23 protein-coding genes and 1 pseudogene are annotated in these 25,978 nt (G+C 43.6%); 11 read left to right on the forward strand and 13 right to left on the reverse strand.

Annotated features, from left to right (window positions below; translation table 11 throughout):
* Positions 1-59 precede the first annotated feature (59 nt).
* The gene (locus Q1Q15_RS13290; RefSeq protein ID WP_300460688.1) at positions 60-956 is read left to right on the forward strand and encodes a hypothetical protein; all 897 of its coding nucleotides are present in this window, start codon (positions 60-62) and stop codon (positions 954-956) included.
* Positions 957-1,632: 676 nt separating this feature from the next.
* Here the strand turns inward: Q1Q15_RS13290 and menC are convergent.
* The 9 genes from menC to Q1Q15_RS13335 all read right to left on the reverse strand — a co-directional run bounded on the left by menC (position 1,633) and on the right by Q1Q15_RS13335 (position 11,493).
* Positions 1,633-2,745, reverse strand: coding sequence for an o-succinylbenzoate synthase (gene menC / locus Q1Q15_RS13295; RefSeq protein ID WP_300460689.1), 1,113 nt, complete (start codon positions 2,743-2,745; stop codon positions 1,633-1,635).
* Between the two features lie 69 nt (positions 2,746-2,814).
* The gene (locus tag Q1Q15_RS13300; protein WP_300460692.1) at positions 2,815-4,347 is read right to left on the reverse strand and encodes an ABC transporter substrate-binding protein; all 1,533 of its coding nucleotides are present in this window, start codon (positions 4,345-4,347) and stop codon (positions 2,815-2,817) included.
* Between the two features lie 23 nt (positions 4,348-4,370).
* Positions 4,371-5,378 carry an ABC transporter ATP-binding protein gene (locus Q1Q15_RS13305; RefSeq protein WP_300460694.1) on the reverse strand — a complete coding sequence of 336 codons (1,008 nt, stop codon included), beginning with the start codon at positions 5,376-5,378 and terminating at the stop codon, positions 4,371-4,373.
* 6 nt (positions 5,379-5,384) lie between these two features.
* Positions 5,385-6,371: an oligopeptide/dipeptide ABC transporter ATP-binding protein gene (locus tag Q1Q15_RS13310; protein WP_300460697.1), complete on the reverse strand. Its 987-nt coding sequence runs from the start codon at positions 6,369-6,371 to the stop codon at positions 5,385-5,387.
* A gap of 2 nt (positions 6,372-6,373) precedes the next feature.
* On the reverse strand, positions 6,374-7,282 hold the full coding sequence (locus Q1Q15_RS13315) for an ABC transporter permease (protein WP_300460699.1): 909 nt from the start codon (positions 7,280-7,282) through the stop codon (positions 6,374-6,376).
* A 3-nt stretch (positions 7,283-7,285) separates the two neighbouring features.
* Positions 7,286-8,206 (reverse strand): ABC transporter permease, encoded by a 921-nt coding sequence (locus Q1Q15_RS13320; RefSeq protein WP_300460702.1) that lies wholly within the window; start codon positions 8,204-8,206, stop codon positions 7,286-7,288.
* Positions 8,203-9,432, reverse strand: a complete 1,230-nt coding sequence (locus Q1Q15_RS13325) for an amidohydrolase family protein (RefSeq protein ID WP_300460704.1) — start codon at positions 9,430-9,432, stop codon at positions 8,203-8,205. Before Q1Q15_RS13325 ends, Q1Q15_RS13320 begins: the two co-directional genes overlap by 4 nt.
* 28 nt (positions 9,433-9,460) lie before the next feature.
* The gene (locus Q1Q15_RS13330) at positions 9,461-10,183 is read right to left on the reverse strand and encodes an FCD domain-containing protein (RefSeq protein ID WP_300460707.1); all 723 of its coding nucleotides are present in this window, start codon (positions 10,181-10,183) and stop codon (positions 9,461-9,463) included.
* A 971-nt stretch (positions 10,184-11,154) separates the two neighbouring features.
* Positions 11,155-11,493, reverse strand: a complete 339-nt coding sequence (locus Q1Q15_RS13335) for a hypothetical protein (RefSeq protein ID WP_300460710.1) — start codon at positions 11,491-11,493, stop codon at positions 11,155-11,157.
* A 163-nt stretch (positions 11,494-11,656) separates the two neighbouring features.
* Here Q1Q15_RS13335 and Q1Q15_RS13340 point away from each other — a divergent pair, with 163 nt between their 5' ends.
* The 8 genes and pseudogenes from Q1Q15_RS13340 (at position 11,657) to Q1Q15_RS13375 (ending at position 18,636) form a co-directional block, all read left to right on the forward strand.
* The gene (locus Q1Q15_RS13340) at positions 11,657-12,631 is read left to right on the forward strand and encodes a helix-turn-helix domain-containing protein (RefSeq protein WP_300460713.1); all 975 of its coding nucleotides are present in this window, start codon (positions 11,657-11,659) and stop codon (positions 12,629-12,631) included.
* 134 nt (positions 12,632-12,765) lie between these two features.
* Positions 12,766-13,545, forward strand: coding sequence for a FadR/GntR family transcriptional regulator (locus Q1Q15_RS13345; RefSeq protein ID WP_300460716.1), 780 nt, complete (start codon positions 12,766-12,768; stop codon positions 13,543-13,545).
* A 47-nt stretch (positions 13,546-13,592) separates the two neighbouring features.
* The gene (locus Q1Q15_RS13350; RefSeq protein WP_300460719.1) at positions 13,593-14,585 is read left to right on the forward strand and encodes a hypothetical protein; all 993 of its coding nucleotides are present in this window, start codon (positions 13,593-13,595) and stop codon (positions 14,583-14,585) included.
* Positions 14,586-14,609: 24 nt separating this feature from the next.
* Positions 14,610-15,515 (forward strand): tripartite tricarboxylate transporter substrate-binding protein, encoded by a 906-nt coding sequence (locus tag Q1Q15_RS13355; RefSeq protein WP_300460721.1) that lies wholly within the window; start codon positions 14,610-14,612, stop codon positions 15,513-15,515.
* 298 nt (positions 15,516-15,813) lie between these two features.
* On the forward strand, positions 15,814-16,551 hold the full coding sequence (locus Q1Q15_RS13360; protein ID WP_363320974.1) for a tripartite tricarboxylate transporter permease: 738 nt from the start codon (positions 15,814-15,816) through the stop codon (positions 16,549-16,551).
* On the forward strand, positions 16,541-16,747 hold the full coding sequence (locus Q1Q15_RS13365) for a hypothetical protein (RefSeq protein WP_300460727.1): 207 nt from the start codon (positions 16,541-16,543) through the stop codon (positions 16,745-16,747). Before Q1Q15_RS13360 ends, Q1Q15_RS13365 begins: the two co-directional genes overlap by 11 nt.
* A gap of 91 nt (positions 16,748-16,838) precedes the next feature.
* A pseudogene (locus Q1Q15_RS13370) lies at positions 16,839-17,573 on the forward strand (class II aldolase/adducin family protein).
* A 184-nt stretch (positions 17,574-17,757) separates the two neighbouring features.
* Complete coding sequence (locus tag Q1Q15_RS13375) at positions 17,758-18,636, forward strand: EamA family transporter (protein ID WP_300460729.1); 879 nt, start codon at positions 17,758-17,760, stop codon at positions 18,634-18,636.
* Positions 18,637-19,128: 492 nt separating this feature from the next.
* On the opposite strand, the gene Q1Q15_RS13380 is transcribed toward Q1Q15_RS13375, so the two are convergent.
* Complete coding sequence (locus Q1Q15_RS13380) at positions 19,129-20,079, reverse strand: DUF523 and DUF1722 domain-containing protein (protein ID WP_300460732.1); 951 nt, start codon at positions 20,077-20,079, stop codon at positions 19,129-19,131.
* Positions 20,080-20,407: 328 nt separating this feature from the next.
* On the opposite strand from Q1Q15_RS13380, the gene Q1Q15_RS13385 reads away from it, so the two are divergent.
* Positions 20,408-21,688 carry an FAD-dependent oxidoreductase gene (locus Q1Q15_RS13385; RefSeq protein WP_300460735.1) on the forward strand — a complete coding sequence of 427 codons (1,281 nt, stop codon included), beginning with the start codon at positions 20,408-20,410 and terminating at the stop codon, positions 21,686-21,688.
* Positions 21,685-23,646 (forward strand): DUF1365 family protein, encoded by a 1,962-nt coding sequence (locus Q1Q15_RS13390; protein WP_300460737.1) that lies wholly within the window; start codon positions 21,685-21,687, stop codon positions 23,644-23,646. Before Q1Q15_RS13385 ends, Q1Q15_RS13390 begins: the two co-directional genes overlap by 4 nt.
* Before the next feature lie 63 nt (positions 23,647-23,709).
* On the opposite strand, the gene Q1Q15_RS13395 is transcribed toward Q1Q15_RS13390, so the two are convergent.
* From Q1Q15_RS13395 to Q1Q15_RS13405, 3 genes are all read right to left on the reverse strand, one after another.
* Positions 23,710-25,131, reverse strand: a complete 1,422-nt coding sequence (locus Q1Q15_RS13395; protein ID WP_300460740.1) for an SDR family NAD(P)-dependent oxidoreductase — start codon at positions 25,129-25,131, stop codon at positions 23,710-23,712.
* A 27-nt stretch (positions 25,132-25,158) separates the two neighbouring features.
* On the reverse strand, positions 25,159-25,323 hold the full coding sequence (locus tag Q1Q15_RS13400) for a hypothetical protein (RefSeq protein WP_300460742.1): 165 nt from the start codon (positions 25,321-25,323) through the stop codon (positions 25,159-25,161).
* 160 nt (positions 25,324-25,483) lie between these two features.
* On the reverse strand, positions 25,484-25,867 hold the full coding sequence (locus tag Q1Q15_RS13405) for a pyridoxamine 5'-phosphate oxidase family protein (protein WP_300460744.1): 384 nt from the start codon (positions 25,865-25,867) through the stop codon (positions 25,484-25,486).
* Positions 25,868-25,978 lie beyond the last annotated feature (111 nt).

Consider the following 25,978-nt stretch of genomic DNA (forward strand, 5'->3'; position numbering starts at 1 on the left):
TTTGAGGCTCCAACGATCATTATTACCATTCGCTTTTTCTCAAAAAAAAGGAGGTCAGCATGAAAATTCGTTTCATTTGTATCGCACTGTTTGTAAGTCTGTTTTCAACTACAATTTCAGCAGGAACAACCACCTTTGGAGAGGTTAGCAGTCATGTCAAAAAAGTCAGTCCGCAGCTGAACAAAGCCGTAACATCAAAAAAGAACATCCCCATTACGATTGAAACAGGCGATATAGAGATCATTACCAGTCTTGATGGCAAGCACTACTGGCAAATAGGTGTTACCAACACCAGTAACCGGAACGCGATGAATTTTAAAGTCTATGTTGACGTTGAAGGCTTCCGAAACGAAGATCGAGTTTCGACCGTCGGAACCATCGATCAGCTTAAAGCTGAAAGAACTGCTTTTGCCCGTGCAGAGTTGCCTGATTTTGAAGGAATGCACCACTTCCGCATCAGAGGGGCTGGTGGAACCCCCAAAATTGTAGAGATCCCACGCCCTTTCCGCAAGGATGCAGACGGTCAACCCACCAAAAAACTCAAAATTGATAGGGTTTGGTCACTCAAGGTTGATGGCAAGATCCGCTGGTATATGAAAACTAAACCGAATATTTATGGGACCATCCTACCAAAACAAGTAAAGCTTATGGTACATTTCCGTGAGCGAAAAAAGGAGTACTGTCACCAGGAGGCGTTTAAAAAAATTGGGTATTTAAACAACCAGCAATTAATCGCTTATATTTGCCCTGAAACCAAAAACATGCCTATTAACAAGACGGCGATTAAGCCAGGAGAAAGCATGACTTTTTTCGGTGAACTGAATAGTTCAACGGCAAAACCTCATCTGCCCAATAGAATTGACCGTTTGACCGTTGAGATTCTTTACGGCGACAAAAAATCTGTTCCGTTGCCTGATGCGTTTTTCTCTCCCTATAAAAAATGTACTGATGAGTAGTTTACATCTTAGCTTAACAGCCACGTCGCTTTATAGGTGAATCGCATTAAAATGCTTTATCAGACCTGTGTGTTGACTTGTTTTTATTTTGATTGATAAAAAGCGGTTTCTTATCATAGTAGCAGATTGTTTTATTTTTATTTATTTCTTCAATCACATATAGCGGAGAGTGTCATGAAAAGAACAAGCAACCTTTTCAAGCTTTTTTTGTCAGCACTTATTGTTGCACTGTCACTGTTGGCCAACCGTTTGTTATGCTTTGTAACAAATATCAACTTCCATAACTCAGGTTGTTATAAGTATAGTAAAAGCCTTCAAATTGATTGACTTCTTAAAAAATTAGCAAAATTTAGAGATATAAAAAGGCGACAGATATGTGTATGAGCTGTCTCAGTATTTCTACCAAAAATATGTGAGTACTGGCGTTTCAAGACATTGGTGGCAAATTTTTAAAAGAGGATTGAAAAGTATCCGATCCCCCTGATTTTTTACCTGTCCCGAACGAAACTTGACTTACAGGGGGCTCAATCCCCAGGAAAACTTGCAAGAAGTCACAACATTAATTTTTCCAGTCCTGCCTATTTTGAGATGCCCGCCAGCCAAGCTTAATAGCATATTGAACACTATAGTTGCAATAGACATGCACAATTTTACCGCAAGGGATAGATCCTTTTGCTTAAAATCTGATGATGTCTTTGGAAATGGTATATCGATCCAGTTTTACTTCATCAACTAAAACCCCCATGCCTGGTTTGTCCGGAACATTAACTGTACTGTCGGAATTTAAAACCATTTCCGTAATAATGATATCATCGGCAAGATAATACTGCGTCGGAATCAAATCGCTGTGATAGATACAATTTTCAAGACTGGCCACCGCCAATCCGTATGTCAGGGCCAGCCCTGTTTCAATCATCTGCCCCACCCAGCATCCCATACCGTTTTCAGAAGAAATATCATGGATCTTCAATGACGGCAGAAGGCCGCCAACGCGCCCCTGTTTGATGTTTATTATGCGGCATGACTTCATTAAAGCTGCCATTTGAGCAGTGTACGGACTGAAAATGGATTCATCAAGACACACGGGTGTATTAATGGTCTCTTGAAGGGCTGCGTGATAAAACAAGTCTTCCCAGACCAATGGCTGTTCGATCATTGTTAGATCAAAAGAATCAAGCGCTTTCAATATTTTTTGGTCATCAGGCCATCTATAATCAGTGTTTGCATCTACCATCAATGGCAGGTCTGGATATTTATTCCGCACTTGCTCCAGGATTGAAATATCCCATCCATGACTGATTTTTAATTTAATTCTGCTGAAACCATATTCAAGGTATTCTTCTATAATATCAAAGAGTTTTCCAACTGACTTTTGAATCCCGACACCGTGTCCCACAGGAATTTTGCTCTTTGTTCCACCCAACAGTCTGGCAATCGAAATCCCTTCCCTAAGAGATACCAAGGCCCATATTGAGTTTTCCACACCAGCCTTGGCCATATTGTGTCCTTTGAAATGCCCCGAATATTTCCAGAAATCTTCAGGCCCTTCAATCTTTTTCCCCAGAATGGACGGAAGTATAAAATTTTTCAGAATAGTCCGGACTGTTCCCGGCGTTTCATAGGTAGATAAAGGGATATCCTTGCAGACGCATTCACTGAAAACAACAGCATTTTTTGTAAAGACCTTAAGGATTATTTTGTCCAGGCAAATATTTTTTTGATAGCTGGTCTCATATGGAATATTCAAAGGAATTTGAACATGTATGATGTCTACCCGGTCGATAATCATTGATTCACCTTTTCAACAGGATGATGCAATAAAAAAGAATACATCACCCTGTTCGTATTGATTTGCAAATTATTGCATCCATTCAGCTGTTTTTAACAATAAAGTTTCATTAATCGGTAAAATAAGTTTTAAATTTTTACTGGCACCATAGATTGAGTTAACGGTGTTTATGGGCATCCAATATACATTTTCAATGATTTTTTTCTGAGCTTTAAAGTACAGTTCCTTTCGTTTTTCACTATCAAATGAGAATCGAGCTTCCGTCAACCAGGCCTCAATCTCTTTATCTCCTGTATAGTTCTTTTTTGATTCTTCACCAAACCAGATCGGCAGTGTACCATCTGCATCGAGCAGCATGTAACTCGCCCATCCAAAATTACCGATATCCTTTGCCTTTCCTCCATCTCGAGCTTGAATGGCCTGCCCGATATTTCCACGGAAATCCTTTAAACGAAGATTGATACCCACCTTCTGGAGGTATCCCATAGCAGCCGTGTCAAATTGATGCTGTATCGGATAATAATACATAACATCAAGATCGAAACCATTGCTGTATCCGGCATCTTTTAACAGTTTCTTTGCCTTCACAGGATCATAAGCCAATCCTTTAATGTCCGGTGCAAACCCGAAATCAAAAGGACTTAAAGCGGTATCAATCATTTTTGCATGCCCCTTGAACATTGTTTCAATAATGGCTTGACGGTCAATGGCATGCCAGATAGCCTGACGGACCCGCTTGTCTTGAACAGGGCTTTTACCAGCACGACCCATGGAATCGAACTGCCAAAAATTTATACGATGGGATGGGGTTTCCAAAACTTTTGTTTTTGAATTTTTGTCCACTATGGATACTTTGTCTGGATCGAGTTTTGATATCAGGTGAACATTCCCTGAAATCAACTCGGCAATTCTGGTGGATTGTTCTGGAATGACGCGAATAGTGATCCGTTTAATCTTTGGAAGCCCTTCAACCCAATAATTTTCATTGGCTGACAGAATCAACTTTGATCCCTTTTCCCATTTAACCATCTTATAGGGGCCTGTTCCCATGGCGAACTGGGCAACCTGATCTTCACCATTTTTTTTGCAGAATCCAGGATCATATGGAAAAAAAGTACAAAATCTTTCCAGTACAAGAGGATAGGGTCCTGTTGTGTGAATTTTGAAATGAAGATCATCGATAACTTCGACCGCTTTAATAAATTTATATGCACTTCTAAGCTTGGCTTTCATATCCTGGTTTAAAATTCGATCCATTATAGTATACCGTATGGCTTCGGAAGTAAGTAAATTACCATTATGATATTTGATATTCGGTTGAAGTTCAAATTCCCAGGTAGTTTCATCGATCCGTTTCCAGGATTTCGCAAGCCCTGGTTTAATGGAGAGGTCCTTAAGATCCCTTTCAACAAGAGAGTCAGAGACCATGTGATAAATATTGGTCAAATTTAAAGAGGTTGTCGCATAAATATCCATGGTAGGAATTTTACTGCTGATTGCCCATATCAATGTATCATTTTTTGCAGCAAAAGCAGGGAACGCTAACAAACACCAGAAAAAAACAAACATGATGTAACACCCTATTGTCTTGGCACTTTTCATGGCTTCATCTCCTTTTGTAATATTTATAATTTGGCCACTGATGCTGTTTCATTTAACAACCAACAGCGACATTTCACTTTGTTTTTCAGGCTGAATAAAGGGGGTTTTTCCTTTTTACACACCGGCTTTGAAACCATGCATCTTGGTTCAAACAGGCAGCCGTCCGGAAGATTATGCAGGCTGGGCACCATACCGGGTATTTCATAAAGAGGCTTTTTCCCTTCCGTGAACTTTTTCCCCAGTCGGGGAACCGATCGTAAAATACCTTTGGTATACGGATGACGTGGGGTTTCAAAGACAATGTCTGCCGATGCATACTCCATGACTTGGCCAGCGTACATGACCAAGACATGGTCACTGACTTCAGAAATCACGCCCAGGTCATGGGTAATCATCATTAGAGCCATACCATACTCTTCCTGCAATACCATCATTAAATCCAATATTTGGGCTTGAATCGTGACATCCAATGCTGTTGTGGGCTCATCAGCGATTAAAAGCCGGGGGCGGCAGGCAAGTGCCATAGCGATCATAACACGTTGCCTCATTCCTCCGGAAAGTTGATGGGGATAATCATTTACCCTTTTTTCAGGGGAAGGGATGCCTACTTTTTCAAGCATATTTACAGCCTGTTCAACTGCCAATTTTTTAGTTGTTCTCTGATGCGTGAGAAAAACTTCTGATATCTGGTTGCCGACTGTATAAACAGGATTCAGGGAGGTCATGGGTTCCTGGAAAATCATAGAAATCTGATTTCCCCTTATGGTACGCATTTTTTCATTCGGCAAACAACAAAGGTCTATACCATTAAAATTGATACGGCCTTGCGTGATTTTCCCTGTAGGCTGGCTTAACAGGCCAAGGATACTCAGTGCAGTCACAGACTTTCCGCATCCCGACTCTCCAAGGATGCCCAGCGTTTGACCCTTTGAAATATTGAATGACAGACCATCAACCGCTTTGACTTTTCCTTCCGGTGTTGAAAATTCTGTATGAAGGTTTTCAATGTTGAGCAGGAAATTATCATTCATATCTGTTTACCTTTTATATTTTAAGCAACTGACCCAATGATTTTTTGAGATTTCCACCATTTTAGGTTTTTCCCGACTGCATAGAGAAAACATATCTGGGCAACGGGTGTGAAAACAACATCCGCTCGGAGGATTGATCGGACTCGGCACATCCCCTTTTATAAGCATCCGTCGATTTCCCTTTTGTTTTTTCCCAACATCCGGGATAGCATTGAGCAGGGCCCTGGTATAGGGATGGGCCGGCTGGTTATATAAATCTTTGTCTGATGCGGTTTCCATTATGTTTCCAAGGTACATAACAATAATACGATCCGATATGTGTTCAACCACCGCCAAGTCATGTGCAATAATCAAATATGATAGTCCAAAATCAGCCTTTAACCGGTCAAGCAGATTTATTATCTGTGCCTGGATAGAGACATCCAAAGCAGAGACAGGCTCATCCGCAATAATTAATTTCGGCTTCATGGCAAGTGCTCTAGCAATGCCTATCCTTTGACGCTGGCCCCCTGAAAACTCATGTGGATACCTGGCCATATGGCTTTCTCTGAGCCCGACATTATTAAGCAGATCCTTAACATCTTCCTTCCATGACCTGTTTTTTGAAAGCCCGTGAACCCGGATAGCTTCACCAATGATGTCTTTAACCCTCATCCTGGGATTTAAAGAAGCATAAGGGTCCTGAAAAATCATCTGAACCATCATTCTGTACTCAAGCAATTTCGAATCGTTGAAATTTGCTATGTTTTTTCCATTAAAATAGATAGCCCCTTCAGTGATGTCGTATAATTTCATGAGACAGCGAGCAACTGTTGATTTGCCACATCCAGACTCTCCGACAACCCCGAGGGTCTCACCTCTGCGCAGTATAAAGCTGATGTCGTCCACTGCTCTGACAAATCCGGTTGTCTTTTTCAGCACACCTGTTTTGATTGGAAAATATTTTTTTAATCCACGTACCGCCAGGATAGAATCAGTATAATTTTGTATCATTTTCAGCTTTTCCTCATGTGGGGATCAACAATATCCCTTATGGCATCGCCCAAAAGATTTATTCCCAATGCACTCAAGAAAATAGCAAATCCCGGCAATGCTGCCAGCCACCATTCGGAAAGCATATAATCTCTACCCTCAGCAAGCATCATACCCCAGGAAGGTGTTGGCGGTTGGATACCTAACCCTAAAAAGCTCAAAAGAGATTCCCGGATAATGGCCCGGGCGATCTCAACCGTTCCCAGCACGAGAATGGAAGGCAGTATATTTGGAAGAATGTGCTTCAATAAAATCCGCATTGTGCTGAAAGCAAGTGTTTTTGCACATAAAACGAACTCACATTCTTTGAGTTTGATTGTCTCTACCCTTGTTACTCTTGTAAAAACCGGCCATCCAGTAATACCCAGGGCAAAAATAATATTCTGTAATGAGGGACCAATAACTGCCACCAGGGACATGGCGAGCAATATGAAAGGAAATCCCATCATCACATTGACCATAAAGGAAATGGCAGAATCGGTTTTACCACCGTAATACCCGGCGAACAGACCCAGGAACACACCAATAACCACCTGGATGAGAACAGCAGAAATACCGACAATTAAAGAAATTCTCGTACCGTAAATGATCCGGCTTAAGGTGTCCCTTCCAACGCTGTCTGTCCCCAGTAGGTGTTTGGCTGATCCTCCTTCAAGGAAAGACGGAGGCAAAAGTCGTTCCATGATATCTTGTTCATAAGGGTCAAATGGTGCAATAAGGTGGGCGCCAACTGCACAAATCAGCATTCCCACAATAATAACCCCACCCATCATACCAAGTTTAAGGTCCCACATTTTTCGAAGTATGTTAAACAATGATGATGGCTTTTTCTGATTTACATGGGGCACTGTCATAATTGTTTCAGAACTCATAATTTACTCCAGGCGGATTCTCGGATCGATAAACGCGGTCAAAATATCGGCTAAAAGATTTCCAATCACAACACACAGTGCGAAAAAGACTACAATTGCCTGTACAACAGGATAATCACCCATGCGGATGGATTCCACGGCAAGTCGGCCAAGACCGGGCCAGGCAAAAACAGTTTCTGTCACAACAGCGCCACCCAGAAGGAGGCTCAATTGCATACCGGTAACGGTAACCATGGGAATCATCGCATTTTTAAACGCATGCTTGATCATCACTGTTTTTTCAAAAAGTCCTTTGGCCCTTGCCGTTCGGATGTAATCCTGATTCAGTACATCAAGCATTCCAGATCGCACAAGCCTCATATTTACTGGCAGGAGCCAGGCACCCAGGGTAATGGATGGCATAATCATATGAACAAAACTATCGCTGCCGGAAATAGGAAGCCATCCCAGGAAAACACCAAAAATAATGATAAGCATGATGCCAAACCAGTATAACGGCATAGCCTGGCCGACAAGCGCCAGAAAAGTGATAAGGTTGTCAGCTAAAGTATAGCGTTTCACAGCAGAAATCATCCCCATAGGGATAGCAAGTGCGTTAGCAAGTAGAACCGCCAACAGAGACAGCTTCAATGTAGCAGGAATTCGCTCTATCACCAGGTCTAAAGCAGGAATTTTTGATACAAAAGAATTCCCGAAATCGCCATGTAGCAATACTTTTTTCAAAAAAGACAAATATTGAATCAAAACCGGACGATCAAGGCCCATGGATTTTTTAAATATTTCAATATCTTCAATTTCTGCCTCTGGGGGAAGCAGCAGTAAAGCCGGATCGGAATTTAAAAAAAGCAAAAAAAATGAAATCATAGAGATCGCAAGACAGACCGCTATTGCTTGAAATAAGCGCCTGATAATATACGCTTTCATACGTTTGATTCCAGAACCATTTGAAAATTATTTTCAGCAAATATACTTTTTCCTGCAATATGGATATCCGCAATAGTTTTTCTTTGCTGGAGTACCTTTATATCCGTCAACGGATTTGTTTTTAATATTAGCAAATCTGACTGTTTACCGATTTCGATTGTCCCGGTCATATCACTTATCTTTAGTGCTTTTGCTGCGGCTGCCGTGGCTGAAATAATTATTTCGTGGGGTGTCATCCCGGTTGCATAAAGTTCTGATAATTCAAACGCATTGTTCCCATGAAGGTTAAACGGGGTGCCCGCATCCGTACCCAAAGCGATGGCAACACCAGCCTTAAATGCATTTATACAGCTTTTGATGCGATTTTCACGATGACAGATAGACTTTTCAACGATATAAGATGGGATGCCTGCTTGAAGGCCATTGCTGATGATATGAGCGCCGGCAGACAAGGTTGGAATCAGTGGCACATTGTTCTCAAGCATCAAATTGATAGCCTCATCATCCAGGTTCATACCGTGTTCAATGGTATCAATTCCAGCATGAAGCGCGATTTTGACCCCATTCAATCCCTGGGCGTGAGCAGCAGTAGAAATACCTGCTTTATGGGCCTCTTCAACGCCTGCAGTCATTTCCTCCAGACTGTACTGTGTCTGCCCCGGCTCTACTCCTTTTGTGCAAATACCGCCCGTGGCCATCAGTTTTACAACGTCCACACCTGCTTTGAGCTGCTTGCGCACCGCTTTCCGGACTTCGTTTGGGCCATCTGCTTCAATGCCTATTTGCCAACCATGTCCACCTGTCATACAGATCATCTGTCCAGCACACAGAATTCTCGGACCTTTTACCAGGCCATTGTTAATGGCATCCCTTACTTTCAGCCCAACATGATTCAAACAGCCTAAATCACGAACAGTTGTAAAACCCGCATTCAATGTTTTCCAGGCATTGTTAATCATAATGATGGTCGCCGTGCTGTCATCCATACCCATGAGGGGAAGTGTGGGGTCAGGTGATCCGTCCATCACAAGATGAAGATGACAGTCAATCATCCCCGGCATGACGGTCATCCCGTCGAGATCAATATCATCTCCAGAATAATCTGATTTTATCTCGGCCATTAAACCAAGGGCTGCAATCGTCCCATTTTTAACCTGCAGCCAGCCTGAGTCTATCACCCTACCTGTTCCAGTAATAATGGTGCAGTTTTTATATCGCTTTTCCATTTTTATAATCCCGAAATTATGGTCTTGGTCATCGATTAAGGGTTTTATATCTTTCCACAAGCAGTTTAGATCGTTCAAAATGTTTTGACATAAGCCTGCGTGCGTGATCGGTGTTTCTATTCTTAATGCATTCAAAAAATTCAACGTTATATTCATAATCTTCTTTGGCTTCACTAAACGGAAATTCTAATTTTGAAGTAAATTCCCGAGAAATTTTTATAGCAGCGCTCATTGATGACACCAATAGACGATTGTGACTGGCAATGGCAATCAACCTGTGAAAATCAACTTGATTTTCCCGGTCCACATCCCCATTGTTCAACCTGTTTTTGCACGTATCTAAATTTATTTTAAGAATGTCAAGATCTGACTTTTCATGCCTTTCACAGGCAAGTTCCAAAACAGTAGGTTCGATATTCCTCCTGAAATCGATGACCTCTTCAATGGTCAAGCCGCCAAGGTGGTAGCAGTCTACAACGACATTCAAAATTCGATCTGCATTTCCTTCGGCAACAAAACTCCCTCCCTTAGCACCCCGTCTTTTTTCAATCAATCCCTCAGCAACAAGCTGGCCCAGGGCCTCTCGCATTACTGTTTTGGACACTTTGAATTGATTTCTCAAATCTTCTTCCGAGGGCAGTTTATCACCCGGCTTAAGGCGCCTATCATAAATCGCTTCTTTTAAAATGCCCCTGACTTTATCTGGAATATTTGATGAACTGACATCGGGTACAATTAATGGCTTGCTCATGAATTCTCCATTTTTGTGTGATGTTTTAAACTTCATACTTCATACGTATGAAATATGTCAAGAACATTATTGATATTTTTTAGAAGACTTTGTCTGGTATTCTACGTATATGGGGTTTCGGTTGTAAATTCTACTTCTTTTTTCACATAGCATTTTGGAAAGATAAAAAAGATGGGCTCTGAGTAAAGAAAATGGAAAAAGCGCCTAATGCAGCATCTTCGATACGATAGGTTTTGTTAGATCCGGTGCGGATTGGGAATGGGGATTTAATTCCCAACCATTTCCAGGGATTTTTTCCCGGCCGATTCAGGGGGGAACATCCAGCAAGTAATTTTATTCCCTCCATATAATTCCCTTAAAAAAAGAAATTTTTAAAAATCTAATCCACGAGAACAATCCATTGTTCATAACTTCTGGGAAAAATACAAGAAAGGAAGTCGCCACATAGTTTTATTTGGCGCTTTACATTGCACCAACGGGTCGAATTGGCTTTTTAAAAACTTATGGAATCAAGCCACTAAGGACCGCAGATGAAATAAATTGGACATAATAGCGCAGAATTTTGGTTCATCTACAAGGCGCATTAAAGGTTTAATAGCAGGCCTATTTAGCCTTTGATGAAACGCAGTAGATGGGCCAAAAGGCAAGCTATTATGTTCAATTTATAAAATTTGCGGTCCTAACCCATTAAAAGAGCATATGTTAAACGTGAACGTACTGAGCGAGCATCAAAAAGGATCATTAGAGGCCTTTGTTTATTTCTTAGATGAGATCGGAATTGAAAAGCAAACCTTTGTAATTACCGACACCAATGCCCTCCATCCACAAATTTATGTATTATTTCAATCGCTAAACAGACAAATGATTTAAAACAGATGTTATTTTCCAGCCACCACGATTCATCTTTAACCGTTTGAATTTGACCGGCCCCTGAGAGATGATGAACCATGCCGGCTGGCTTCCAAGTCTTGCTACCCGTCAAACACCTCGTTGGATTGGAGAATCAAAAAATCTTTTACCTTCTGGACAAATTGGGGCATAAACTTTTGTTGATACTCTTCAGATTCCGTGTCTTTCCCATAGGCTGGAAGGCTTTCCACATTGACAACTGCTGCATACTGATACGGGGAGTCCACCGGTCCCGGAGGGCCGCCGGCCATCTGCACGGCACCCACCGGCTTGGTCAGTGTATAATTTTTAACTGCCGGAAGTCCAGAGATAAACGGTCCCTTGTATGAATTAACCCAGCTTTCAAAATCTTCTTCTGTCACTTCGTCTTTTAAATTGTAGAGAATAAATAATCTTGCCATTCCTGCCTCCTTCAAATTAATTGATTGACCCATAGCTTTTTTTTCAGCTATAGTTTCTGGTACTATATATAACCGCCTGCTTTCAGGAATACTTGGACTATAGATCATATTCTTTGGACAGGAGTGGACAAATCCGAAGCCAGCTAACTTGAAAGGGTATGCGATGACCGTAAAAATCACTACAGCCTCAAAGGAACTAAGCACGAAAAGTATTGTCAACCCTAAAGAACAATTTTCTTTCTGGACCGATGCGATCTGCAATACTTTTTTTCAACTCAGTGTAGACCGACGGCTTGACGGTGGTTTTATCGGCAGTGTGAAAAACAATGATCTGGATCCCTTCTGTATCAACCGCGTCCGATCTGAAGAGCATATCGCAGATCTTTCAAAGACAGGGATCAGCAAGCTGAAAAACCATTATTTTAAACTGCACATCCAGAACAGTTCTATCGCAATCGCCCGCCAGCACGGATTCGAAACCATCCTCCGGCCCGGAGATGCCATGCTGCTCGACAGTCTGTATCCCTTCCAGCTCGATTTCCCGAAAAATTTCAGCTCGCTTTCCGTAATAATTCCAAGGGAGCTGTTACGGCCAATGTTAAAGGACCCGAAAGCGGCCACAAAAAGGCTGATTTCAAATCAATCCCCAATCAATATGGCCATCAAGCATTACATCCATTTTTTACTTAAAGCATGCACAGATCAAATTGATTCTGATCAATCACGATTATATTTGGACAACCTGCTGGGCCTTATTGTAGCTGGGACATCCGAAGGAAAAAGCAGTGCAGAAAAAATAGACAGCGAAAACAAATTTTCGCGGATAAAACGATATATCAATACCAACCTGAACGATCCGGAAATTTCTCCTGTAACCGTTGCAAAGCAGTTTTTCATCTCGGTGAGCTACGTGCACAAATTATTCAAAAAGAATCACCTGACATTCGGCAATTACCTTCGCACACAACGGTTGGAGTGTGCGGCAATGACCCTACAGAACAAATCCAATGACAACCATACCATCAGCGAGGTGGCATACCACCTGGGATTTAACGATCTTTCCTATTTCTGGCGGTTGTTCAGAAAATATTACGGCATGACCCCCAAAGAATACCGCCAAAGGAATACCAAAGTATAAACGTTGTTCTCCGATTCCGAGAGTTGCAGCCGTTAAATTTTTTTCTTGCTTTTTTAAAAAGAGTGCCCTATGAATTGTTTTATTAGACAATTATTAACCCAATAAATTTTAACCCTATTCAAACTAACCGGACCATGATTGACAAAAAAAACGAAACTGTCAGCCGTATCCCCCAAAGTGATGAATGGCCTTCCACCGAGGAATTCAAACCCATCAAAAGGGAAAGAACCTCCCGGATTATTGAAAAACAGATAAAAGCCATCATTTTTAAAAAGGGTCTCCAGGTTGGAACAAAGCTGCCCACGGAAAGACAACTGGCCGAAACATTTAATGTGAGCCGGACCAGCGTAAGGGAAGCCCTGCGCTCCATGGAACGGTCCGGATTACTCTCAATTAAAAAAGGGAGCAAGGGCGGTGCTTTTTTTTCAGGAACCCTCTCCCCCCATGTGGCCGAATTGATGATCGATATGTTTGACTCAGGACAAGTAAGCCTTGAGGAAATTCTGAATGCAAGGCTTATCATTGAACCCCAGGTTGCTGCCGAAATCGCCGGCAAGGCGGTTCCTGAACAAATTGCACGGTTAAAGGAAACCATTGGCCTTCTTCGGCAGGGATACAAAAGCGGAGACCCGAAAATGGAGAACAACCCAAGGTTTCATCATGTACTGGGCCAGATGTCCAACAACCGGGTCATTCAATTGATTATGCGGGTGCTCATGGTCGTGCACAAAGAGCGCATGAGTTTCATCAGACTGGACAATGCCGCCAAAAAAAGGATTATCAGGGAACACGAAGGCCTTATAGATGCAATCGCTCAACATGACCCTGAACTAGCCAGCGAACGGATGCGGCAGCATATTCTCAGCGTCCACGGGATTCACAGTAAAATTGAAGACAAAGAACAAAAGTTATAGCAACTGAAACCGTCCGAAACGGACACTTTCTCAATCAGGAGGAGATTATGACAATATCACTATCTTGCGCCTGTCCACTGTATGACCGGGTGTGGCCCCTGTATTCGAAACAGGTCGTACCAACGGGTATTTCACTTCATTTCCTGCCGCTGTCCGTTGAGGAGATCTTTTGGCGTCAGGCCAGACATGCGGAATTTGATGTGTCGGAATGCTCGTTTTCAACCTTTACGCTCCTGCGCTCCAAAGGAGATGAACGGTTCATCGGCATCCCGGTTTTCACTTCCCGAATTTTTCGCCACTCCTCTATTTATGTCAATAAAAACAGCGGCATTAAAACCCCCCAGGACCTGAAGGGCAAGATTGTGGGACTGCCGGAGTATCAGATCACGGCCGTTGTGTGGCAGCGGGGCATACTCCAGGATGAATACGGGGTGTCCCCCAAAGACATTCTCTGGCGGACTGGCGGAGAAGAAACCCCCGGCAGGACGGAAAAAGTAAGCATTGATCTGCCTGCCGAAATCCGGATCAAATCCATACCGCGGGGCCAGACCCTGTCAAAAATGCTGGACACAGGTGAAATAGATGCCTTGTTCTCTGCCCGGATTCCCTCCACCTGCAAATTGAATGGCGGAAATGTTACCCGGCTGTTTGAAAACTACCAGGACGTTGAAGAGGCCTATTATAAAAAGACCGCCATATTTCCCATCATGCACATCATTGTTCTGAAACGAGACATATATGAAAAGCACCCATGGATCGCCGTTAATCTGTACCGTGCATTTTGCAATTCAAAAAACATGACCATGGATGAATATTCGGATACATCGGCATTAAGGGTCTCTCTTCCAGGGCTTGTCCATGAAATTGAACGGACCAGAGCGCTCATGGGAGATGACTGGTGGCCATATGGCATACAAAAGAACAAAAAGGTCCTTGAAACGTTTTTGAGATACCACCATGAACAGGGCCTTTCAAAACGGTTAATGACAATTAACGACCTCTTTGCACCGGAAACCATGGATGAGGAATTCAAAATTTAAGACCATTATTACCCGCCTGCTGCCATGGCAGATGATTACCCTTCAAAGGATATCCGGCTGATTATCGGTGGCAAGCCCGGTGGGGGCTTTGACACATACTCCCGGGCCATCAGCCGGTATATGGAGAAATACCTTCCCAAAGGCGTTCATCTCATCGTTGAGAACAGGCCCGGTGCCGGCCATAAAATAGCCATCTCCATGGTATACAGTGCAAAACCCGATGGATACACCATTGGAATGCCCATCATGCCGGGGTTGTATTTTGCGCAGATGTTCAACAAACAGAATTTTGACATGACCAAGGTCACCTGGCTGGTGACGATTCTCCGGGAATCAATGGCGCTTGGGATCCCTCCTGAATCATCATTCAAGACCATTAAGGACCTACAGCAGGCCGACGTCGTCCGGGTCCCTGCAGTGGGGTTTGCCAGCGACATTGAATCTATCCTTGGACTTGATCAACTAGGAATAAACGGCAAATATATCACCGGCCATAAAAACAGCAAGGATGGCATACTGGCGACCCTGCGGGGAGATGGTGATGCAGTCAGTTTCACCTATGATTCCATGAGAAAATTCTTCGTCAAAAAACAGCTGATTCCGGTGCTGATAATGGGGAATGAAAAGAGAATTCCCGATTTTCCGGATGTGCCGACTTTAGGAGAGCTGGGTTATCCGGAAGTAAATTCCATTCCGGCCCGGTTCCGTGTTATAGCAGGTCCTCCGGACATGACTGCCGAGCGGACAAAATATCTCAGAGAGGCGCTGTATAAAACCCTTACCGACCCGGAATTTGTTGACTGGAGCAAAAAAGCCAAACGGCCGGTGGAAGCGCTCACTGGTGAGGAGACAGAGAAGGTGTTGAAACTTGTCATGGGAGAATTCGACAACCGCAGGGAAAGCCTGAAAAAATATATGACCATGGAATAATAGGGAACCGACACCATTTTCCAACCTGTCAATGGCTTGAAAAAAGGAACCAAGATGTTTGATACGACTGCGTTAATGGGGACTCTCCAGACCATGTCAACCTTCCACGGCATTTTAATGCTGTTATCAGGAACTGTCATCGGGATGATATAGTGGTGCCGGCCCTTTTCGGGTTGCTGGCCATAGGAGAAATGACGGACCTGCTGGTGAAAAAAAACCCATTGCCGGCCATAAGGCCGCAAATGCAGAAGGGTACGGGGTCTGGAAGGGGATTGTCTTAACGCTGAAGCAGCCGTTTCTGGTGCTCCGATGCTCTGCCCTGGGGACAGTAATCGGGGCCATCCCCGGGGTGGGCGGAACCGTGGCCGGGTTTATCTCCTATATGCATGCCAAGCAGACCTGTCGGAACAATGAAAATTTCGGTAAAGGCGACGTGCGCGGTGTGATCGCTTCTGAAGCCGCCAATGATGCCAAGGAAGGCGGTGCCCTGCTACCCACACTGGCCTTTGGCATCCCCGGAAGCTCGGGTATGGCCGTCTTTTTAGGCGCATTGACCCTGCACGGCATTGATACCGGCCAGGACATTTTCATCACCAATATTGATGTGGTTTACATGCTGCTACTTTCCATGCTGGGATGTCATATTGTGGCGGCGTGCATCGGGCTCACCCTGGCGGATAAAATTGCCCTGCTGACCAGAATCCGGCCGGTGTTGTTTGCACCGATTCTGTTTTTGGTGTGCCTGATCGGGTCCTTTGCCTTGAGAAACAGCATGGGGGATGTCATGGTGACTTTTATCTTTGGCATCCTGGGCTATGAAATGCGCAAGTTCGGCTTTTCACGCATCGCACTGATCCTGGGGCTGCTGCTGGGAAACATGGCTGAAATCGCTTTCCGCCAGACCCTGTCCACCCAGGCAGGTGCCATGGGGTTTTTCACCCGGCCCATCTCCCTGATCCTGTTTTTATTGATTATCGGCTCTGTTATGATGCCTTTCATAAAGTCCTGGCAAAGGAGAAAACGCCGTGAAAAATGAAGAAAAAAGAGAAATTTCAATATTTTTATGGTTCACCGGATGTCTTGCCGCAGTATACGTATTGGGCTTTTTAGTTGCTATTCCGGTTTTTCTTTTTCTGTTTTTAAAATTTGGGCAAAGGAAAGCTGGCTGTTATCGATTATTTTTGCGGTGGTGGTTTTGGGTGTGGTCTATGTGTGCTTTGTCTACATATTGAGAATCCCGTTGCATCAGGGGATTTTATTTATCTAATGTTTTGTTTGATCGGGTGGAATGTTTTTTTATAGAGACTTTTCAAGGAGAATAAAATGGAGTCAAAAAAATTAAAAGAGACTCTGGCTTTGGCCTGCCGAATTTTGGGAAATAATGGGCATGATGACTTAAACTTAGGACATCTGAGCGCCCGGGCGATAGAATCACAGGAGTCGATTTATATGAAGGGGCGAAGGCTTTGTTTAAGTGAAGCTTGCACAGAAGATCTGGTTACCATTGATTTTAATTATAAAAAAGTGGTTGGTCAGCGCGACACCCATTCAGAGATGCCCATACACATCGAAATATATAAAAAAAGACCGGATGTAAACTGCGTGGTACACACCCATCCCATTTATGCAACTGCATTTTCGGCTACAAAACAAAAGCTGAGACCGATAAATAATATTGCGACGTATTTCTCATAATCATTGCCTTATTTTGATCAAACCACCGATCTGGTAGTAACCCCTGAGTCGGGCCGGGCCCTGGCCAAAACCCTTGGAGATGCAACGGCAGTCGTCATGAAGAACCATGGGATTGCAGTTGTCGGTGAAACTATCGAAATCGCAACGGTGAGGGCTTATTTGCTGGAAAAAGCCCTGAAAATTTTTTATATTGCCAAAGGCTTTGGAGAGCTTACCTGGAGCAGTGATGACGATGTCAAACAAAAGATAGCCAAAGCCTATAGCGCTCCCAAACTTAATCATATGTGGGAAGCGCTTTCGCGTCAACTGGCAAAGAAGGAAAGGCAGGAGCAAATTCTGGAGATGCTTGCACAAAAAATGTAAGCCGATCCAAAGAGAAAAAAATATACAAAACCTGCCCCCATGTTCATTTGAATACTTTTTTCAAGAAATTCTTATGATGTTGAACCAAGCTGAGAAACGAATTAGTTAGCAACACGTCATCTATGCTGGGAGCTATTTTAAACGGGTAATTGTAAATTTTAATGTATTCATGCGAGGGGGATGAATGGCGGAATTGCTGGCGATCTTGGCTTCTTTTTTCTATGCACTCAACATGGTTGTTGCCCGGGTGGGACTGAAGGACACAGATACCTTCTCCGCTGGTATCCTCAGTATGTGCTTTTCCCTTATGGGTGCGATTGTCGCCTTTGTGTTTGTCATGCCGATTCATTCCATCAGTGCCAGGGCCGTATTTTTCTTTGCCATGGCAGGATTTTCCGGTCCCTGCCTGGGTCGGCTGCTGCTCTACTTAGGCATAAAACGTGTCGGAAGTGCTATCGCCAGCTCTTTATATTCAGTCAAGCCACTCTTTGCGGCCTTGGCAGCTGTTGTTCTGCTGGGAGAAAAGGTGACTGCCGGTATCGGAATTGGAATACTGATCATGATAATCGGACTGAGTATCATCAGCTCATCCAACAGCGATGCTTCTCCTGGGAAACGCTGGTCAAAAAAAGACATGATTTTTCCGATTCTTGCCGGACTTGGCTATGGGTTTTCACATGTATTCAGAAAGCTCGGCTTGAATTTAAATGCCGAACCTTTGCTGGGGCTGCTTGTACAGAATATAGCCGCTCTATTTTTTCCTCTGATAGTCATATTCTGGCAGACAAATAACAACGCGAATAGGGCCTGGAGCAGCCTTCGAGGTTGGATAATTTTTGGTTTGGCAGGAATCTGTTCTACTTTAGGACAGATATGTTTATTTATGGCTTTGAGCAAGGGGGATGTTGTCATTGTTGCGCCGCTATCAACCATCAGTCCGTTGTTTGTGCTTTTAATGGCGGGGCTGTTTCTCAAGGGTATGGACCATATAAGTTGGAAAATCGGTATGGGTTGTTTTTTTATCCTTGCTGCCACTGTTCTGCTGACACTCTATAAAAATTGACGTTTCCTTTTGCTCGCTTCCGGGCAATAAACCAGTCCGGGGTATTCTTCAGCGATTTTGCGCTTGACCACCCTGCCATGATTGATGGGATAGACATCTCAGAGACGTCGAACTCTGCGTAGCAAAGCTGGCGCCAGAACATTTCCGAAGGATGCTGGATTGAAGGGACCAGATCGATGCCATCGGGTGTCACTGTTCCGTCAAGAATCGGCAATTTCAAATATGGCTTCCTCTATTTTCGATCGCAATGGCTTTCCATATTCTATGCGATTTTTTAATTTAAAAAAAATTGGGTTTTATAGTCATTGACCTGCTTCATAAGGTCATTTCCAATATTGGAAATCCTGAATATTTTAACAAATATGACATATCAACAAGTGTCTACCTCATCGGTGCGTTGAATGGGGTCTGTGAATCCAATGTAATTTGTTTATTAAAAGCCTCAGAAACAGTTAAAGTTGAAACGATTTGGATAACCCTTGAAAATAAGAATTAAAAATAGTTCCTTAACTTGAGTTCAAATGGGTGCGGATTCAAATATGTCTGTATCTTCAGCCAGGGTTGATCATATTTCAAGACATAATGTTTTAAAAGGGTAATCGGCACTATCAAAGGAACATAACCGGATATGTATTGATCAAAAACTGACAATAGCTCCTGTTTTTCACCACTGCTCAGATCTTTTTTGAAATACCCCATAATGTGTTGCAGAACATTGATGTTCTTTTTTAATGTGGTTTGAAGACTTAATGCCTTTAAAAGAAGCACTTCATAAATATCAAACAATTGATCCAAGTCATGGGTTTTCCCCTGGGCAACAAGTTTGCCCATCTTCCTGTAAATATCCTGATTGTGAGACAGTATCAATAACTTATTTTGGGTATGGAACTCGACGAGACCACCCAAAGTCATATTTTGACTGCAAAGATTTCTCCATCGTTGCAGAGAAAAGATATTTTCAATAAAATTTTCCCTTAACTTCGGATCATGCAAGCGGCCTGCTTCTTCTACCGGTATCCTTGGAAAGGCTTTTGTAAACGCCTTGGCAAACAGCCCGGTACCATTTTTCCGGACGATGCCGTCATCACCATAAACCCTGATCCGGTACAACCCGCTGCTGGGAGATTTGCTTCTAAAAATAAAACCGCACAGATCTTCTTTGGCCAACGCCTTGATGCGGACTTGAATCCAGGTCTTCATTTGATCGGTTTTATCCACAGCCGTTTTTTGAGTCACCAACCTGGGATTCTCAGCGTCCCCCACTAGCCGCACAGCCTCTCTTGGCGTTGGCATTCCACACTCTACCTCCGGGCATACAGGCACATATTCGGTAAACAGACCAAGGGTCTGAGTAAGAAAACGATCATGGCTGTGTCCGCCATCATATCGAACTTTATTTCCCAACAGACAAGAACTAATACCAATTTTAATGGGCTCGAGCATGCCATCCTCCTGTTTTTATAAATATTAAACCGTTGCAGATCCCGGCAAGACATATAATCACATTGACATCATTCAATACAGTATATAGTTTTTTGATTTAATTAACAGACGTTTATCGATACGGCCGTCTTTTATCCAAAAAAGTCTGTCGATTAAAGCAGGCATGACCAATTAGTGATGATATTGAACAAATTTTATTGTGCCCGTCAGGGCATGGGCGATATATAAAAAAAATATTGAAATTTATTCTTAAACGCGGTTTGATAGACATGACCTGCCAAATTCGAAAACTTGTTTTCATAAAACTTTTGGAAAAAGGATTCCCGGTATGGATTTGAAAAAAAAGAAAAATCTAAATATTGCTGTTGTTGGATCCGGTATCTCGGGTATTTGTGCAGCATATCTCCTTCAGCACCGCCACCGGGTTTCTTTGTTTGAGAAAAACGACTATTTTGGCGGCCACACCCATACGATTGTTATTCCAAGGGGTCCGGATAAAGGGACACCGGTGGACACCGGATTTATTGTCCTGAACCAGAGAACCTACCCTAATTTTATCGAATTATTAAAACAGCTGGGGGTGGAAAAATGCCGTACCGAAATGTCATTCAGCTATTATTGTAAAGAAACCGGGCTTTACTATGCCAGCCGGAACCTGAATACCCTCTTTGCCCAACGATCGAATCTGTTTAAGCCCGGATATCTTCGATTTGTTTATGAAATGATCCAATTTTTACGGATATTGCGCAATGGGTATTTGAATAATCTTCTGGAAGATGTTCCCCTGTCCGAGTATGTGCGACAAAACAGACTGCATCGTGAAGTGGTCGACCAGTTTATCGTTCCCATGGCAGCGGCCATCTGGTCCGGGTCGGACTTTCAGATGGGCAAATTTCCGATCCGGACATTTGCTCAATTCTATGAAAACCACGGTCTTTTAGCGGTGAGCGGACATCCGCCATGGTACTATGTTAAAGGCGGCAGTCACACCTATGTGCATGCCTTTTTAAAATCCTTCAACGGCCAAGCAAACACATCCGCCAGAATCGTCGCCATCACACGGACGGGATCTCGACCAATGCTTCATTTTGAAAATCGCGAAGCGCAAGTCTTTGATGCCGTCATCATTGCCACCCATGCCGATCAGGCGCTGAAACTGCTGGAGACCCCCAGCAAAAAGGAAAAGCAACTATTGGGGGTTTGGACCTATTCCCGCAACAAAACCATTCTTCACACGGACAAAGGTGTGATGCCCCCGAACCCAAGAGCCTGGGCAAGCTGGAATTACACCCGGCATCGGCAATCAGATGCAACCTCTCCTGTCACAGTAAGCTATGATATGACAAGGCTGCAGAAACTTGAAACGCAAACCCCTTATTTTGTGACACTCAACCCCAGAGAACCGATACCCGATGAACAGGTGATCAAAGCGCTTGATTACACCCATCCCCAATATTCGTTTAACGCGTTCAACTCCCAGAAAGATCTGCCCTCATTAAACCAAGGTCAGCATACGTTTTTTTGCGGCAGCTACTTTGGATACGGGTTTCATGAAGACGGCGTCAAATCCGCTCTTCAGGTGGGAGAAAAATTCGGGGTGGCGTTATGAATTCAAGCATTTACATCGGCACCATCGAACATCGCCGTCATGTGCCGGTGGACCACAAGCTTTCGTACCCGGTTTATATGTATGGGTTTGATCTGGATGACCTGCCCCGGCTCAATCGCAGGTATCCGTTTTTCGGATATAACCGGTTTGCCATCACCGCCATCCATGACAAAGATTATCTGCATCCTGTCAACCTGCCGGTCAAGCAAAAAATCAACCACTTACTGGCCGATCACAACATAAGCGATCCGGTTGCATCGGTGATGATGATCACATCAGCCAGATATTTAAACTATGTGTTTAATCCGGTCAGTTTTCATTATTGCTTTTCACAAGACACAAAACTCATCGCCATAATTGCAGAAGTCAACAACACCTATGGCGAGCGTCACCCCTATGTATTGACTGGAAACTCCCGTTCTTCAAACCATTGGTTTGCAAGTTACAAGACGGCCAAAGTATTTCATGTGTCTCCGTTCAACAAAATTGAAGGCAGTTACCATTTTTATTTTTCAGCGCCCCACGATCATTTGGAAATCCGGATCGAACTCATCCAAGAAGAAAAAAAAATTATGGAAGCAATATTGCGGGCCGATGCCATACCATTGACAGGGCGTAATCATCTAAAAACCGTGTTGAAGCATCCCTTTGCCCCCCATTTGAGTATCCCCAGAATCTATTCACATGCCTTCAAACTTTTTTTTCAGAAAAAATTGACCTTTAACGATAAACCGGTACCCAAAAGCGCAATGACAATGACCAAACAGACCCCTGGTTTTTTAGAAGCGATCAGCAGACGACTGATTCTGACTGCGTTAAAAAAGATTGAAAAAGGATGCCTGCACGTAACGTTACCCGATCAATGGACACTGATATTGGGGCATAAAAACAGTTCGCAAACCGCCACTATTCAGGTCAAGGATTTTCATTTTTTCCCCAGAATCGTTTTTGACGGCGAAATCGGATTTGGAGAAGCCTACATGGCAGGAGAATGGGAAACCCCTGATCTTGTAGGTGTATTGAAGTTGCTAATCGATAACAGGGATCCATTATCAGACGGCAACCCGATGCCCTCCATTCTAACCCGAATCCAGGAGAAACTGGCCCATGACAGGTGCAAAAACACCGTTCAAAACACCCCGGGAAATATTGCAGCGCACTATGACCTGAGCAATACCATGTATACCCTTTTTCTGGATCACCACATGATTTATTCGTGCGGTCTTTTTCTTGACCCGGTAGACACACTGGCGGATGCCCAGGCAAATAAAATGCAACGGATTCTCGATCAGGCAGAGGTCCGTTCAGACCACCATTTACTTGAAATCGGCTGCGGCTGGGGCGGATTTGCTGTATTTGCCGTTAAACACACCGGGTGCAGGGTCACGGGCATCACCGTATCCAAAGCCCAGTATGACCGGGCATGTCAACGGGTAAAACAAGAGGGGCTTGGGGACAAGATCACCATTTTGCTCCAGGACTATCGTCATGCGGCAGGGACCTATGATCGAATTGTTTCCATTGAAATGATCGAGGCAGTCGGGCCTCAATTTTTCAAACGATATTTTAAGCAGTGCCAAACGCTTTTAAACCCTGGCGGCACCATGGTCTTCCAGGCCATCACCATTGCGGATGGCCGCTATGAAAGCTATTGCAAAGAACGAGACTGGATACAAAAGCACATATTTCCGGGCGGCCATCTGCCGTGCCTGAAGATCCTCAATGAAACCATCTCCATTCATACGGATTTTACGGTCACGGACATCTATCATATGGGACCCCATTATGCCACCACACTGGCTCTTTGGCGAAAACGGTTTGCGGCACACCAGGATGATATAAAACAGATGGGATTTGACAGGGAATTTTTCAGAAAATGGATCTATTATTTTTCGATATGTGAAGCTGGCTTTACGACATCCAGTATTGATGATATCCAGGTAACATTGCGGCGATAAACCGAACGCTTCAGGGTCACGGATCCGTGCATCGAAAAGAGGATCGTTATGTTGCCATCAGACCTAAAATCGGGCCGTTAGCCGGTTTAATTTCACCCACAACGCCTGCCGTTCCTTTTCAGATTCAGTGGTTTTCGGGAAAACAATGGTTTCATGGGGCCGCCTGTCCAGCCAGAATTTCCCAGACCATTTCCCCGCTTCTTTTGATGCGGCAAGCCATACAATGGTATCAGCCCCCTGTTCAGGGGTTCTCAAGATCGAATGGACCAAGGAATGAAATCCCGGTAACGCCGTCTCTATACCCGGTGTATCCACCCATCCCGGGTGCATGGCGTTCACCGCCACCTTGGCCCGGCTCATTTGTTGTGCCCAGAGCTCGGTTAAAATTACAATTGCCCTTTTTGCCCTGGCATAGGCTTTTGTTCCATCATAGGGCTGCTGTGTGTTTTGAAGATCTTTGACATCAATTTTCTGGGTGTACATGCCGCCGGAGGAAACGTTGATGATTCTGGCCCCGGACTTGGAAAACGAATCCTTTAACCGCTGGGTGAGGTAAAAAACACCTAGAAGGTCCGTGGCAAAGGTTCGTTCAAACCCTTCTGACGTCTCGGTTCGATCGTTGAACAGGGCACCGGCATTATTGATCAGGACATCTATGCGTTTTTTCCGGTCTATCAAGTGTTTTGCCACCTGTTTGATGTCTGCCATCACACCCAGGTCTGCCAGCAAAAAATCCACATGGGAGTTGCCGGTCTGCGCAATGATCGCCTGACAAACTGTCACGGCTTTTTGTTCATTTCGGGCAATGATGGTTAAATCTGCCTTTTTTTCTGCCAGTTTTATTGCTGCAGCTCGTCCGATACCAGAGGTTCCACCGGTAATAACAACCTTTTTTCCGTAAAGTATTTCATCATTCTTTGCCCAGAACCGTCTGCTCATCAAATAACCCAGTTTGCTGAACATCAGCATTCCGAAAAAAAAAGTATGATCGGCCATATAATCGACGATATTTGACCCAGAAGAAAACCAGGTGTTTTTTCGGGCAAAGCGGCTGCCATGATTTAATGTTTCCTTCAGCCCCAGTATGGCCTTTTTCCCTGATCGTTTCAAAGCAGGGGCAAAAAAATATTCCATGCGGTTAGACAACCCGGAAAATTGAATGTCTGCGCGGTAGTCGATTCTTGTCCCCACCGGGGTCTGGACAAAAGCGATGGTATCAGTGGCTTTAAAGGATTCTCCTTTACCATTTAAAATCACCTTGGAATAAGGAGAATATTCTGAAATCACATAGGTCATCTTCGGACGGAAAGGTCCAAATTTCAAGGTTAGGTCATAGATGGATCCAACCCGCGGGTTACCCAGCTGTTTCTTTACCGATGAAATCACTCCCGGGTCCCACTCCTGGATATTCTTAAAATCACTGGTATATTTGAAAACAGATGCCATGGTCTGGTTAACATCAATGGATTCTTTTAATACGATCATGGAATCACCTGGGACAAAATGTCCTTTTTAATAGATGTCATAATTTTTTTTCTTCATTTCTTCAAACCCTGCTCTATGCCGGTCTTCCATGCGTGCAATCGTTTCCAGAACATCCTTATCTGCCTTCTCTGTCTGGAGCGCTGCTGCCCGCCGATAGAAGGCTGCACCATTTGCTTCGATTTGAACTGCCATTTCAAAAACTTCTTCCGCATTAAAATCCTAGGCCATTTATAAACTCCTCGTTTGTTTTTCTATTAAAATTCAATACGCAAGCGCTTTATCGTACAATGTCAAAGCTTCAATATCAATTCTTTATCGTGTTGCTTCCTTTTCTCCACTCTCTCTGATCAGGTTATCGATCGTTGTTTTCATCGCCCACAAGGGGACGTTCTCTGACGAGTTCAAAAAACACGAGGAACCTGTCCTCAATCACTTGTTTCTCATATTTTCTGCGCTGGAGATGGACAATTTGATCTGCATTTTTTTCTTCTCTGACCATGCTCATATACAGCCGTTTGCCTTTATAGCCTGGGCCATCCGCTATAAACAGATAAACAGCGTGGGGATTAGACTCAAGATTTTTGTGAGACAACCGGTCCCGCATGATAAAGGCCAGTTTGTCACCGTCTATAAAATGAGGGCGAGAATAAATTGCTGCGTTAACATGACCATTCCCGTCTGCAGTTGACAATACCCCTTTACCTGGTGTTTGTTCAAAATAATCTTTCAGTGTCATAATTTATTTCCTCGTTAATCTGTTGTTTTGTACAATGATTGTTCACTGTTCCGTGTCTGTCGATAACATTTGATCAATTCTTTTCGCACCGCTTTTTTCAATGAAAATACC

This window comes from Desulfobacula sp., assembly GCF_030145145.1.
Taxonomy (GTDB): domain Bacteria; phylum Desulfobacterota; class Desulfobacteria; order Desulfobacterales; family Desulfobacteraceae; genus Desulfobacula.

Bases quoted from the DNA above. Each gene is read 5' to 3' on its own strand.
- Q1Q15_RS13300 (WP_300460692.1), bottom strand. From the start codon at position 4,347: ATGAAAAGTGCCAAGACAATAGGGTGTTACATCATGTTTGTTTTTTTC.
- Q1Q15_RS13375 (WP_300460729.1), top strand. From the start codon at position 17,758: ATGGCGGAATTGCTGGCGATCTTGGCTTCTTTTTTCTATGCACTCAAC.
- Q1Q15_RS13320 (WP_300460702.1), bottom strand. From the start codon at position 8,206: ATGAAAGCGTATATTATCAGGCGCTTATTTCAAGCAATAGCGGTCTGT.
- Q1Q15_RS13385 (WP_300460735.1), top strand. From the start codon at position 20,408: ATGGATTTGAAAAAAAAGAAAAATCTAAATATTGCTGTTGTTGGATCC.
- Q1Q15_RS13340 (WP_300460713.1), top strand. From the start codon at position 11,657: ATGACCGTAAAAATCACTACAGCCTCAAAGGAACTAAGCACGAAAAGT.
- Q1Q15_RS13330 (WP_300460707.1), bottom strand. From the start codon at position 10,183: ATGAGCAAGCCATTAATTGTACCCGATGTCAGTTCATCAAATATTCCA.
- Q1Q15_RS13325 (WP_300460704.1), bottom strand. From the start codon at position 9,432: ATGGAAAAGCGATATAAAAACTGCACCATTATTACTGGAACAGGTAGG.
- Q1Q15_RS13310 (WP_300460697.1), bottom strand. From the start codon at position 6,371: ATGATACAAAATTATACTGATTCTATCCTGGCGGTACGTGGATTAAAA.
- Q1Q15_RS13290 (WP_300460688.1), top strand. From the start codon at position 60: ATGAAAATTCGTTTCATTTGTATCGCACTGTTTGTAAGTCTGTTTTCA.
- Q1Q15_RS13400 (WP_300460742.1), bottom strand. From the start codon at position 25,323: ATGGCAGTTCAAATCGAAGCAAATGGTGCAGCCTTCTATCGGCGGGCA.
- Q1Q15_RS13345 (WP_300460716.1), top strand. From the start codon at position 12,766: ATGATTGACAAAAAAAACGAAACTGTCAGCCGTATCCCCCAAAGTGAT.
- Q1Q15_RS13405 (WP_300460744.1), bottom strand. From the start codon at position 25,867: ATGACACTGAAAGATTATTTTGAACAAACACCAGGTAAAGGGGTATTG.
- Q1Q15_RS13380 (WP_300460732.1), bottom strand. From the start codon at position 20,079: ATGCTCGAGCCCATTAAAATTGGTATTAGTTCTTGTCTGTTGGGAAAT.
- Q1Q15_RS13350 (WP_300460719.1), top strand. From the start codon at position 13,593: ATGACAATATCACTATCTTGCGCCTGTCCACTGTATGACCGGGTGTGG.
- Q1Q15_RS13335 (WP_300460710.1), bottom strand. From the start codon at position 11,493: ATGGCAAGATTATTTATTCTCTACAATTTAAAAGACGAAGTGACAGAA.
- Q1Q15_RS13390 (WP_300460737.1), top strand. From the start codon at position 21,685: ATGAATTCAAGCATTTACATCGGCACCATCGAACATCGCCGTCATGTG.
- Q1Q15_RS13305 (WP_300460694.1), bottom strand. From the start codon at position 5,378: ATGAATGATAATTTCCTGCTCAACATTGAAAACCTTCATACAGAATTT.
- Q1Q15_RS13355 (WP_300460721.1), top strand. From the start codon at position 14,610: ATGGCAGATGATTACCCTTCAAAGGATATCCGGCTGATTATCGGTGGC.
- menC (WP_300460689.1), bottom strand. From the start codon at position 2,745: ATGATTATCGACCGGGTAGACATCATACATGTTCAAATTCCTTTGAAT.
- Q1Q15_RS13315 (WP_300460699.1), bottom strand. From the start codon at position 7,282: ATGAGTTCTGAAACAATTATGACAGTGCCCCATGTAAATCAGAAAAAG.
- Q1Q15_RS13395 (WP_300460740.1), bottom strand. From the start codon at position 25,131: ATGATCGTATTAAAAGAATCCATTGATGTTAACCAGACCATGGCATCT.